The sequence below is a fragment of the Phyllobacterium sp. A18/5-2 genome, from assembly GCF_025452215.1.
GTDB classification, from domain to species: Bacteria; Pseudomonadota; Alphaproteobacteria; order Rhizobiales; family Rhizobiaceae; genus Phyllobacterium; species Phyllobacterium sophorae.
The window spans coordinates 2,067,212-2,079,922 of the sequence record NZ_CP104966.1 but is presented as its reverse complement, the minus strand read 5'-3'; the positions used below and the strand labels follow the sequence as shown (position 1 = coordinate 2,079,922).

Genomic DNA, 12,711 nt, shown 5'->3' with positions numbered 1-12,711 from the left:
GGAGCGCAGTGGACTTCTCGTCCATGAGCACCGGGAGCGCAAAAATCGCCATTTGCAGACCGTCATGGCGAATTTGCTGGCAGGCATATCAGACGCGTTCGATGATGGTTGCAGTGCCCATGCCCGCACCGATGCACAATGTGACGAGTGCAATGTTGAGATCGCGGCGTTCCAGTTCATCCAGGACCGTGCCGAGGATCATCGCGCCGGTGGCTCCAAGCGGATGGCCCATGGCGATCGCCCCGCCATTGACGTTGATCTTGTCGCGCGGAATGTCGAATGCCTGCATGTAGCGCAGGACCACGGCAGCAAAAGCCTCGTTCAGCTCGAACAGATCGATGTCCGAGATCTTCATCTTGGCGCGCTTCAGCAGCTTTTCAGTCACATCTACCGGCCCGGTGAGCATCAGCGCCGGATCAGAACCGATATTGGCAAACGCACGGATACGTGCACGCGGCTTGGCGCTGAGCGCCTTGCCTGCACTCTTGGATCCGAGCAGCACGCCCGCTGCGCCATCGACGATACCGGAGGAATTGCCGGCGTGATGCACATGGTTGATCGTCTCGACTTCCGGATGGGCCTGAATGCCAACGGCATTGAAGCCGCCCATTTCCCCAGGCATGACAAAGGATGGGTTAAGCGCGGCCAGGGCCTGCATGTCGGTCGTCGGGCGCATATGCTCGTCATGGTCGAGAATGGTCAGGCCATTCTGATCCTTGATTTCGAGAACAGAGTTCTTGAAGTAGCCCTTCTTCCAGGCTTCCCCGGCGCGCTTCTGGCTCTCGACGGCATAGGCGTCGACATCATCACGGCTAAAGCCATATTTTGTGGCGATCAAATCGGCAGAAACACCCTGGGGCATGAAATAGCCCGGCAGACCGACGGACGGGTCCATGTACCAGGCACCGCCAGACATGCCCATCCCGACGCGCGACATGGATTCCACACCGCCGGCAATTACGATGTCGTCCGCGCCCTGCACAATCTTGGCAGCGGCGAAATTTACCGCATCGAGACCGGAGGCGCAGAAACGCGAGATCTGCATGCCAGGCGCTTTGAAATCATACCCGGCTTCGAAAGCGGAGGAACGCGGAATGACAGCACCGGCCTCGCCGACCGGATCGACGCAGCCATAGATGATGTCATCGACCAGACCCGTATCGAGACCGTTGCGGTCGCGTAGCGCCTCCAGCACCTTCGCGCCGAGGCGAACAGCAGGCACCTCGTGCAGGCTCCCGTCCTTCTTGCCTCTGCCGCGCGGTGTGCGGACATGGTCGTAAATATATGCCTCAGCCATTTCATTCTCCCTGTTCGAACCGGCAGCTCAAAGGCTGCGGGCGATCAAAAGCTTCATGATTTCGTTGGTGCCGCCATAGATCCGCTGGACGCGTGCGTCCCGGAACATGCGGGCAATTGGAAATTCGTTCATATAACCGTAGCCGCCATGCAGCTGCAGGCACTCGTCGACGATCTTGTTCTGCAGATCCGTCAGCCAGTATTTCGCCATCGAGGCCGTCACCGGATCAAGGCCGCCATTCACGTGGCGCCCGACGCAGTGATTGTAGAATATGCGCCCGATCGTGGCCTCGGTCTTCAATTCGGCCAGCTTGAATTGCGTGTTCTGGAACTCTATTACCGCTTTGCCGAAAGCCTTGCGCTCCTTGACATAGTCCGTGGTGATCGCAATGGCCCGCTCGGCCATGGCAATCGCCGAGCCGCCAATCTGCAAGCGCTCCTGCGGCAATTGCTGCATCAGCTGGACAAATCCCTGCCCTTCCTCGGTGCCAAGAAGGTTGGATGTCGGGACACGGACCTCGTTGAAGAACAGTTCCGAGGTATCGTTCGACTTCAGCCCTACCTTGTCGAGGTTGCGGCCGCGCTCGAAGCCTTCCTGGCCGTCCGTCTCGACAACGATCAGCGAGGTGCCCTTGGCACCCAGCGAAGGGTCGGTCTTCGTCACCACGATGATCAAATTGGCAAGCTGGCCATTGGTGATGAATGTCTTCGAGCCATTGATGACGTAGTGATTGCCATCCTTCTTGGCGCTGGTCTTGACGCCCTGCAGGTCAGAACCTGCGCCAGGCTCGGTCATGGCGATGGCACCGATCAGCTCGCCAGTCGCCATTCTTGGCAGCCATTTCTGTTTCTGCTCTTCCGAGCCATAATGAAGGATATAGGGGGCGACGATAGAATTATGCAGTGCTATGCCGAATCCGTCGACGCCGACATGGCTGATGGCTTCGAGGATCGCGCTCTCATGTGCGTAGGTGCCACCGGCACCGCCATATTCCTCCGGCATCGAGGCGCAAAGAAGGCCATTTTCTCCAGCCAGTTCCCAGACTGAACGGTCGAATATTTCCTGTTTTTCAAATCGCTCATAATGCGGCAGAACTTCGGCCTCGAGGAACTTCGTGGCCATGTCCTCCAGCATCACGACGTCGTCGGTCTTCCAGTCAGGTTTTGGAACACCCAGTACTTCTTCCGGTCGCAGACCCATCACAAACCTCCCGAAACAGTCGTGGACGAGCCGCGAGACTGCGGCTCGAAATTGGCTTGGAGCAGCTTAGAATGCTTCCGCGGCAAGCGCCATCATCGTATCCGCCCCGGTCTGGATGCGGGCAAGATGCGCCGATGTTTCCGGCATGACGCGCTCCATGAAGAACTTGCCGGTGATCAGCTTGGTCTCGTAGAATGCCTTGTTGTCGGCACCTTCCGCCAGTTTGGCATGCGATGCCTTGGCGATGCGTGCCCACATGTACCCCAAAGAAACCAGGCCAAAGAGATGCATGTAGTCCGTCGAGGCAGCGCCGGCATTGTCCGGGTTCGCCATGCCATTCTGCATCAGCCACATGGAGGCGGCCTGAAGATCGTTGAGACCCTTCTTGAGATGCTTGGTGAAGAAGGCCAGCTTCTCGTCGCCGCGATTTTCCTCGCAGAAATCACCGACTTCCTTGAAGAAGGCCATGACCGCACGGCCGCCATTGGCACCTAGCTTGCGTCCGACGAGATCAAGGGCCTGGATGCCATTGGCGCCTTCATAGATCATGGCGATGCGCGCATCGCGCACATACTGGCTCATGCCATGTTCTTCGATATAGCCATGGCCGCCGAAAACCTGCTGAGCCATGCAGGCGTGCTCGAAGCCCTTGTCGGTCAACACACCCTTCAAGACCGGTGTCATGAGACCGAGAATATCGTCGGCCAATTGTCTTTCAGTCGCGCCGCCGGAACGATGCGCAATATCCGATTTCAGTGCTGACCAGAGGATGAAGGCACGACCGGCTTCGTTGTAGGACTTGATCGTCAGAAGGATACGTCGGATGTCCGGATGGACGATAATCGGATCGGCCTTTTTGTCCGGCTCCTTGGGTCCGGTCAGTGCACGGCCCTGAATGCGGTCCCGCGCGTAAATTGCGGCATTCTGGTAAGCCACCTCACCAATGGACAGCCCCTGGAGGGCCACGCCCAGCCGCGCCTCGTTCATCATCGTGAACATGGCGCGCAGACCCTTGTTCTCGCCACCGATCAGATAACCGGTAGCTTCGTCATAGTTCATGACGCAGGTCGAGTTGCCGTGGATGCCCATCTTCTCTTCGATGGAACCGCACGACACACCATTGCGCGTTCCGGGGTTGCCATTCTCGTCGAGCTTGAACTTTGGGACGATGAACAGTGAAATACCCTTGGTACCTTCTGGCGCGCCTTCGATGCGGGCCAGCACCAGGTGGATGATATTCTCCGCCATGTCGTGCTCGCCTGCGGAGATGAAAATCTTCTGTCCCGAAATCCGGTAGGACCCATCCCCATCCGGTACAGCCTTGCTGCGCAACAAACCAAGATCGGTTCCGCAATGCGGCTCGGTCAGGTTCATCGTGCCGGTCCACGTGCCGTCCGTCATCTTGGGCAGATAGGCCTGCTTCTGTTCGTCAGTGCCATGGGTAAGAATGGCTGCGATCGCGCCTTGCGTCAGGCCGGGATACATGACCAGGGCCATATTGGCCGATGCCATATATTCGCCAACGGCTACATGCAGCGCATAGGGCAAGCCCTGTCCCCCGAATTCCTGCGGTACGGCAAGACCGACCCAGCCGCCTTCGCGATACTGGTCGAATGCCTCCTTGAAGCCCTTCGGCGTTGTTACCGATCCATCGTCGAGCCGCACGCAGCCTTCGTGATCACCGGTCTGATTGACCGGGAACAGTGTATTTTCTGCCAGTTTTGCACCTTCGCCGAGAATCGCTTCAACGATATCCGGCGACGCGCCGCCAAATCCCGCCAGGTTGTTGTAGCGTTCAAATCCAAGGACATCGTTCAGGATGAACAGCGTGTCTTCAACGGGCGCGCGGTAACTCGGCATCAGGTTTCCTCCAAAACATAAACGAGCAAATACAGCACCGGGCAGGTGCCGTTCAGGATTTCACCTTTTTTAACAAATTTTGACGTTTCCGTAAACGTCAAAATTTTGTCAATTTGAATTCGGCGCGATTAATCTCTGGCGGACGGTTGCCCCGGTGGGGTTGCAACCTGTCAATCTGGTCCGGACCCTAAGGTTCCACGCCGTGAATCCGGATGAGAAACGCCCCCGCACAGAACTGGCCGAATACATTTTTATCCGCTCCGTCCGCTGCCTTAACCAGTTGTTTACCACGTTTCGCCAATGTCACGTTGTCGGTGATCCGTGTCTATGTGTGATTTGTTTTTCACGGCTTGTCGGACCGCGTGGGGCAATCAATTGTCCCGGCTTTCCGGATTGGCCCGAATGGACGTCCTTGAGGACGCATTCAGCTTCTTTCGGCAAACCGAGGCCAGTGCCACTGCTCCGCAAGCTCAAGTTTTGAACGCGCCAGAAGCTGGCGTCAACCCGGTAGCAGACGTCCATGACGAACCAAAGGTCACTGATGGAACAGGTCAATGTGAATCGCGCGCGCCGTGATGCGACGTCGCTGGACAGTCTCAACCGCACGCTGGAGGCCCTCGAAAGCCAGTTGCGCAACGCCATGAAACCGGAAATCCAGGAAGAGAGCCAGGATATCGCCGACCGCTTTGCCGCCCTCGCTTCACGGGCCGGACAACCCGCATCGCCAAGGCGTGGTGCCGTGCAATCGGCTTCCACCTCAGCAAGCCAGCGTACCGACGGGAAGCATGATCTTTCGGCAATTGCGGCACAACTCAAGCAGCTTCGCGAAGAAATGCGCGACGAGATGGAAGCGCCGGGGCCGGGCCGTTTTGAGCCACACGGCGAAGCGATGAACCGCCTGCGCCAGTCTGCGGCTTCCGATGGCGTCATGAATCGTGGCCATACCGAAAGCGGCCACCTTTCCATGTTGCGCGGCGATCTCAACGAACTCAAACGCACCGTGGACACGCTGGCACGCGAAGAGTCGGTGAAGAGCCTTGGGAATCGCTGGGACGCGATGGATGATCGCTTCGATGCCTTCGCACAGCGCCATCCCGGTGGTGCCGGCGACGCAAACGCCTCGCTTGCCTCGCTGGAAGAGCGTTTGGACGAGATCCGTCAGGCGATGGACGTGTTGCCGCACTCGCTGCAACTGACAAATGTCGAAGACAAGCTGAAACTGCTGGCGGGTGCTGTTGAGCAGATGGCGCGCAAGAACGGCTCATCGCTTCCCGCCAGGTTCATGCAGCAGGTCGACGAGCGTCTGGATGAGATCAGCCGGGCTATCGTCGCCACGTCGCGGCCGGTTACCGCCCAATATGATGCATTCGAGCGGCTCGAAGCGCGCATTGCAGCGCTGGCTTCCAGGTTCGAAGAAGCGTCCAACGACCGTACGACGGACACGATGCTCCAGCGCATGGGCGAACTTGCTCAGCGCGTTGATCATCTGACCGAACAGCACGCAGCACCTGCGCTCAATCTTGACGTCCTGTCGGAACAGCTCTCCGCTGTAACGCGCCACCTGCAGAATGCGCCTGCCTCGATCAGCATTTCCGACTTCCGCGATCTGGAAGACAGGGTGCTGCAAATCATCCATAAACTTGAAACCATGCCGCAGCCGGCCGCTGATCCCGCGTTCATCGAGAAAATCGATCAACGCTTCGAAGAACTTACCCGGCGGCTCGACGACCATCACATGCTGACCGAGCACAGCGATATTCGCCTGACCGACAATCTGGAGGCTCGGTTCGACGATATGGCGCGCTATATAGCGCAGAATGTGCCTCAGGTAGACGGTACACAGGACGCCATCCGCAACCTCGAACGACAGATCGCCGGGCTGGCCGAGCACCTGTCCCAGTCGAATGATCGTCATGCGGAAATGGCTGCCATCCCGACGCGTCTCGAAGCCATTGAAGAGTCGATCGCCGCCAGTCGCGACCTCGTCGTGGAAGCGGCCCGCAATGCTGCCGCTGAAGCCATTCGCAACACAGCGAATTTCGGCAGTACGCAGGACAACACGATCGCCCGCGAACTCGCCGATGATTTGAAAACGCTGGAAATGCTTGCGCGCAAATCCGAAGAGCGCAACACCAAGACCTTTGAGGCCATTCACGACACCCTGCTCAAGATAGTCGACCGGCTGGCTTCGCTGGAAAGCAGTCCTGCGCGACAGCCTCAGGAAGCCACCACAGGCACGACGTTCATTACGGATGAGCCAGCAATGAAGGCAACGCTGGCCTACGATCCCGCCATCGACGTCGAGCCGGTATTCGATGCGCCAATTTTCTCAAAAGTCGAGCAACCGTCACCGGCTCTTTCCGTTGATGCCGAAATCTCGGAGGATGCGCCCCGCGAAAGGAAATCGCTGTTTGGCGGCCTCACACGCGGGTTGAAAGGGCGCAGCAAGCCGGAAGCCGCGCCTCTGGACCCATCGATGGAAACGGCCGAAGAAGCCGAGAAATCCGACATCAAGGTGGAGCTCGATCCGGACATTCTCAATCGTCCGCTCGAGCCGGGTTCCGGTATGCCGGATCTGAATTCCATATTGAAGCGCGTTCGCGATGACCGGCGGGAAACATCGCTGGCCGGTGATGCATCTGCCGGTAAGGCAGATTTCATAACGGCCGCACGCCGGGCAGCGCAGGCAGCCGCTTCGGAAGTCGAAAGCCAAAGGCGATCCACGGCCGTTGTTTCGGACAAAGCCGACGCAGGCGCCAAGGGCAATCTGATTTCACGCCAGCGCAAGCCCATCCTTCTCGCGATCGGAGCAATCATGATTGCGATCGCCGGCCTGCAATTGAAAAATGCACTCCAGGACCACCCGGCAGGGCTGGATATCGCTGTACCGCAGTCTCGCGTCACAACGCCTGAACAGGGCCCCTCTGACCCGCAAGCGGCCACTTCCGCTGCTCCGAAAACGGCCCAGCCCGCTGAATCCGCTGGCGCCAAGGAACCAGTTGCCCCGGCCGAGAACAATGCCTCACGTGAGCTGGCAGCTTCACAGCCCGCCCCCGACAGCGTGGAAAGCGTGATTGCCACCCAGCAGAACACGCCGCCCACTATTGAAGCCACTTCTACCGGTCCCTCTACCGCTACTGAAACCGTGCCGGGCCTGCCGGCCATACCGGCGGAAGCCGGGCCGGAGCCGTTGCGCGAAGCGGCCGCAAAGGGCGACAGCAAGGCGCTCTTCGAAATTGGCGGCCGCTACATGGATGGCCAAGGCGTGACGAGCGATTACGCCAAAGCCGCCGAGTGGTACAATCTCGCAGCAGAACGCGGCTACGCCCCTGCTCAATACCGGATCGGTAATTTCTACGAGAAGGGTATCGGCGTTACCCGCGATCTGGCGAAGGCCAAGACCTATTATCAACTGGCTGCGGAACAGGGCAATGCCAGTGCAATGCACAATCTCGCGGTGCTTTTTGCGGCGGGAACCGACGGCGCACCGGATAACGAATCCGCTGCACGCTGGTTTACCAAGGCGGCCGAACTCGGCGTCAAGGACAGCCAGTTCAACCTTGCCATTCTCTCGGCCAAGGGAATGGGCGTTTCGCAGAACCTTGAGGAAAGCTACAAATGGTTTGCGCTGGCGGCGAATGCAGGGGACAAGGACGCGGCGCAAAAGCGCGATGAAGTAGCGAAAGCCATGGCTCCGGATCAGGTCGAGCGTGCACGCGCCGCGACCTCGTTGTGGAAACCAAAGCCGATGAATCCGGACGCCAATGCCCTCAACGTGCCGGAAGAATGGCGCGAGACTCCGGCCGCAGCGGGCTCCGTCACCACCGGTTCCCTCGACATGAAAAAAGCCATCCGCAACGTCCAGCTTATCCTTAATAAGAATGGCTATGATGCCGGTGGTTCTGACGGCAGGATCGGTGCCAAGACACGCGACGCGATCATGGCGTTTCAGAAAGACAATGGATTGAAGCCAACAGGCAATATCGACAACGACCTCGTCAGGAACCTGCTCCTGAAGAACACACAGAGCTAGAGCAAATTTTGCCGCAAAGCATTGCAAAGAATATTGTTGCGACAAATGGTTTCGTGTTTGAACCGATATGTGGGGCGTCGTTCAGTCAGTGTTTGACCTCGACGCCCGCGAGTGGGCAAGAAACCTTAAAGAATTGCTGTCATTGTGGTGTTACGACCATGTCGTAGCACCATGATGGGTTTGGGGTTCGTATTGGGTATTTATCTGCCTATAGCCGAGATTTCGGTCAATGTCTTCGTGCTCTTCTTTATGGGTGCGGCGGTGGGCTTTCTGTCGGGCATGTTCGGCGTCGGCGGCGGGTTTCTGATCACGCCGCTATTGATTTTCTACAATATCCCGCCGGCGGTCGCAGTTGCCACTGGCGCCAACCAGGTTATCGCTTCGTCGTTCAGCGGGGCCCTGACGCATTTCAAGCGCGGCACGCTCGATTTCAAATTGGGATCCCTGCTTGTTATTGGCGGCGTGGTCGGCGCTGGTGTCGGTATTTATGTATTCGTCCTGCTGCGCGAGCTCGGTCAGCTGGACCTCATTGTCTCACTGCTCTACGTGGTGTTCCTGAGTACGATCGGCGGCCTGATGCTTTACGAGAGCGTTCAGGCAATGCGGCGAACGCGGGCCGGGCAACTTGCGACATTGAAGAAGCCCGGCCAGCACAATTGGGTGCACAAGCTGCCGTTCAAGATGCGTTTTCGAGCATCGAAGATCTATGTCAGCATCATTCCCGTGATGGTCCTTGGTGCAGCTATCGGCTTTCTCTCATCGATCATGGGTGTCGGCGGCGGGTTCATCATGGTTCCGGCCATGATCTACCTGCTCAAGGTTCCGACCAATGTCGTCATAGGAACCTCGCTCTACCAGATCGTTTTCGTTACCGCCTTCACTACAGTCATGCAGGCGACGACCAACCAGTCGGTCGATATCGTGCTTGCGATGCTGCTGATGACGGGCGGTGTCGTGGGCGCACAATATGGCGCCCGCATCGGCCAGAAATTGCGCGGCGAGCAACTGCGCGCCTTGCTGGCTTTGCTGGTCCTCGCGGTCGGCCTGCGCCTCGCCATCGAACTCTTTGTCACGCCCGATGATCTTTACTCCATCACCCTCGCCATGGCGTCGGGGGCATAATGATGATGATGATCGCGGTACGCGCTCTCGCTCTGATTGTACCGATCCTTGCGGGACAGGGAGCGCTTGCGCAACAACCCGTCAACAAGGAGACGGTGGAGATCGGGCTGTCCACTGACACCATCGCCATCACTTCCGGATTCCGCGGCACAGATCTGACGGTTTTTGGCGCGCTGGATAATGCCGATCCATTGATCCAGCGGCAAGGACGCTACGACATCGTCGTCATTCTCGAAGGACCCGCGCGCAATTTCGTCGTACGCCGCAAGGACAGGTACTTCGGAATCTGGGTCAATGCGGAATCGGTGTCGTTCCAGCACATTCCGGCCTCCTACTCCCTTGCCTCGACCCGGAGCCTGCAGGACATCACTACACCCAAAATATTCCGTCAGCTGAGCCTGGGTGTGAACAATATCTTCTACGAGCCGGCCCCCGATGGCTTTGGGTCAAGTGAAGCGCTCCAGGAGTTCACAACGGAGCTGCCACGATTGAAGCTGAAACAGCAACTCTACAGCCAGCGCATGGGCGATGTGCAGTTCCTGTCGTCGACGCTGTTTCGCGCGACGCTCTCTCTGCCTGCCAACGTGCCGGTGGGCAAGCATGTGGCGCGCGCCTATCTTTTCCGCAACGGTGAATTCCTGCGTGAAAGCGCGACCAGCCTCAACATCGTCAAGGCCGGCCTCGAATTCCGCATTTATCGCGCCGCCAACCAGCACAGCCTGCTGTATGGTCTGTTCGCCGTATTCCTCGCAGTCTTGACCGGCTGGATGGGCCGCCTGGTTTTCCGCAAGGATTGATCAGCTGAGGCTCTTCCCTCAATCCACAGGTTTCGCCACAACGATAAGTCCTTGCAGCCGATCGCCGCGATCCATACGGATTGTTTCGCGCTCGATGCTCAAGGGCGCCATTGAATGTTCGGCTAAGACCCTGCGCACATAGTGTTCGGAATGTGTGTATCGCAACGATGGTTGCAGGATCAGGTCGTCGTCACCTGGATGATTTTCAACAGAGAATGCAAACAGTCCGTCGCAGGCCAGGGTCTTTGCCACGTTGGCGAAGGCACGCTGGAGATCACCGACATAGACGAAGACATCGGCGGCGATAACCAGGTCGGCGTTGCGAGATGGCATGTCAAGTTCGTTGACGTCGCCTTTCTCCAACCGGTCATAGATCTGCTTTTCCGCTGCTTTCTGCAACATCACCTCCGAGAGGTCCATCCCGGCAAGGGAGTCTGCCACTTCTCGAAAATAGGGGCCCATGAGACCGGTTCCGCAGCCGAGGTCAACGACCGAACGGAACCGCCTGCCGGGGGCCGCGCGCTTGACGGCGTTCGCGAGCAATTCGGGCACACGGTAGTCCAGCTTATTCAGGAGGGCAGTCTCGAAGGTCGGGGCGTAGGCGTCGAACAGTGTTTCAACATAGGCTGCCGGCGGCGTATCGGGCACTGTTGCATGGCCGGTAGCGGCGAGCTTCAATCCGGCGCCAAAACGATCGGCAGGATCGAGCAGCAAAAGTCTGCGCCAAGTTTCCGCCGCTGCATCGCCCTGCCCCGCTGCCGCTTCCATTTCGCCAAGACGGAACAGTCCGGCCGGCCATTCCGGCACGATCTCGAGCGCTTGGCGCATGAGGTCGGCGGCCGCCGCCTGATCCCCCGTCTCGAAGAGCATATCAGCATATGAAGCGCGGCGATCCGCGATCAGATCACCCGAAGACAGGAACGCGCGGGCCATTTTCGTCTAGTTCGCGATCTGAACGCGAATCGAAATGATATCGACCGGCTTGCCCGACTGGGACACATCAGAATTGATCTTGATCGCGCCGCCGCCCCCTGGCTCCTTGCCGGCGGGAAACTGCATCTGGACGAGATACTCCTTGCTGGCGTCGGAAATGTCGAATCGCTTGCGTCCGCAATCGCCGAGATTGCCGAAGTCGCAGCTCACCGCGATTTGCGTACTCGTCCCATCCTCGGTCTTGGCAATGATGTCGAACACCGCCCGTTTCCCAGCAAGTTGCTCGAGTACGCCCTCTCCGACCTGGAAGCTGATATCGTCGGTCTCGCCTGGTGATTGGATGCGCACGTATTTTTCAAGTTCATCGCCGGCGATAGTGGCGGTCGCCCGGCCCGCAAGCGCGACTTGCGTCATGTCGGACGGATTGAAAATCTCGATCCAGTTACCTTCGGGCGACAATTCACCTTCTTTCACCGGTTCATGGCTGCCGTTGGTGGCAGGATTCCCAGTGCTCGGAGGGATGCTGGATGGCTTCGAATTGATTATTCCGGACGCGACGAGCCAAAGAAGACCGAGTGCAACCGCAAGCATGCCGAGGACGATGATGACCTTGGTGAGCCCGCTCGCTTTCCTGCGTTCGGTTTTACGCTGCAGGCGGGGCCGCAACCGGTCCGGCCGATAATTATCCGCAGCCGCCGGTTCATTTGATGCCAGCTCCGGTGCATCGAATTCCGGCTCCGTGGGGCCCTTGAGCGAAGGCTCAATCCTTGCCGCCTGGCCCGGCGTGCGTGCAGGCTCCACCGCCAGGATCGGCTCTTGCCTTTCAACAATGGGAGCGGGCGCGGGAGGAGGCGTTATCGACCCTGTTGCCTGGACTTCGTCCTCGATCCGGGTGATTGCCGCTTTCAGTCGTTCACGCCGGTCTTCGCGCTGGTTGTCGTCGAGCGCCCCATTGGCAGCGAGTGAACGCTCATGCGCGCCCCACGCGGATCTCGTAGACCTTCTGACGGATCGCGGGATTCCTGGCGTCCGCCTTGGTCAGTGCGTTCCGGATCGCTTGTTCAATCGCTTCCAACTCGACGGTAATCCCTTCAAAGCAGCTCGTATGAATGGCTAGCCATAACGCATCTTACTCCTTATTCAAGACTCTCGCGGCGCAATGATGGCGGTTTCGCCGACAAGGCACCAGCCAACTGCGGCGCTGCGGGCACGCCGACCTCCCCCGTTTTCCATCTACCCCAGCAAATCATCATTCGCAGGGAGGAGACTGATTTTTGCCTTCCCACCACGCTTGTCTGAACGACCAATCGGCAAAACTGGCCCACACTTCCTCGATTATTGCGCAAGAAATGTCGAATATGGCTCAGGTTTTTCCATTTAGGGTTGTCCCTACAATCACAAGTAACTTAGCTTTCACTTGCTCAACGCGAAAGGTCTGATAAAAGAAGTTACGTTTACGCAAACGTCAA

7 protein-coding genes and 1 pseudogene are annotated in these 12,711 nt (G+C 58.3%); 3 read left to right on the top strand and 5 right to left on the bottom strand.

Going from position 1 to position 12,711, the window contains the following annotated elements; genetic code table 11:
- Positions 1–88 precede the first annotated feature (88 nt).
- The 3 genes from N8E89_RS10325 to N8E89_RS10315 form a co-directional block, all read right to left on the bottom strand.
- Positions 89–1,297: an acetyl-CoA C-acetyltransferase gene (locus N8E89_RS10325; RefSeq protein WP_106664509.1), complete on the bottom strand. Its 1,209-nt coding sequence runs from the start codon at positions 1,295–1,297 to the stop codon at positions 89–91.
- A 27-nt stretch (positions 1,298–1,324) separates the two neighbouring features.
- Positions 1,325–2,497, bottom strand: a complete 1,173-nt coding sequence (locus N8E89_RS10320; RefSeq protein WP_106664510.1) for an acyl-CoA dehydrogenase family protein — start codon at positions 2,495–2,497, stop codon at positions 1,325–1,327.
- A 66-nt stretch (positions 2,498–2,563) separates the two neighbouring features.
- Positions 2,564–4,357 carry an acyl-CoA dehydrogenase C-terminal domain-containing protein gene (locus N8E89_RS10315; RefSeq protein ID WP_262259824.1) on the bottom strand — a complete coding sequence of 598 codons (1,794 nt, stop codon included), beginning with the start codon at positions 4,355–4,357 and terminating at the stop codon, positions 2,564–2,566.
- 520 nt (positions 4,358–4,877) lie between these two features.
- Here N8E89_RS10315 and N8E89_RS10310 point away from each other — a divergent pair.
- From N8E89_RS10310 to N8E89_RS10300, 3 genes and pseudogenes are all read left to right on the top strand, one after another.
- Positions 4,878–8,390 carry a peptidoglycan-binding protein gene (locus N8E89_RS10310; protein ID WP_106664512.1) on the top strand — a complete coding sequence of 1,171 codons (3,513 nt, stop codon included), beginning with the start codon at positions 4,878–4,880 and terminating at the stop codon, positions 8,388–8,390.
- A gap of 174 nt (positions 8,391–8,564) precedes the next feature.
- Entirely contained in the window at positions 8,565–9,512 is a 948-nt protein-coding gene (locus tag N8E89_RS10305) for a sulfite exporter TauE/SafE family protein (RefSeq protein WP_210203761.1), read from the top strand.
- A gap of 71 nt (positions 9,513–9,583) precedes the next feature.
- A pseudogene (locus N8E89_RS10300) lies at positions 9,584–10,309 on the top strand (TIGR02186 family protein); the annotation flags it as partial.
- Between the two features lie 18 nt (positions 10,310–10,327).
- Here N8E89_RS10300 and N8E89_RS10295 read toward each other — a convergent pair.
- Both N8E89_RS10295 and N8E89_RS10290 read right to left on the bottom strand, forming a co-directional pair.
- The gene (locus tag N8E89_RS10295) at positions 10,328–11,242 is read right to left on the bottom strand and encodes a class I SAM-dependent methyltransferase (RefSeq protein ID WP_106664514.1); all 915 of its coding nucleotides are present in this window, start codon (positions 11,240–11,242) and stop codon (positions 10,328–10,330) included.
- 6 nt (positions 11,243–11,248) lie between these two features.
- The gene (locus tag N8E89_RS10290; RefSeq protein ID WP_262259821.1) at positions 11,249–12,043 is read right to left on the bottom strand and encodes a hypothetical protein; all 795 of its coding nucleotides are present in this window, start codon (positions 12,041–12,043) and stop codon (positions 11,249–11,251) included.
- Between the last annotated feature and the right edge of the window lie 668 nt (positions 12,044–12,711).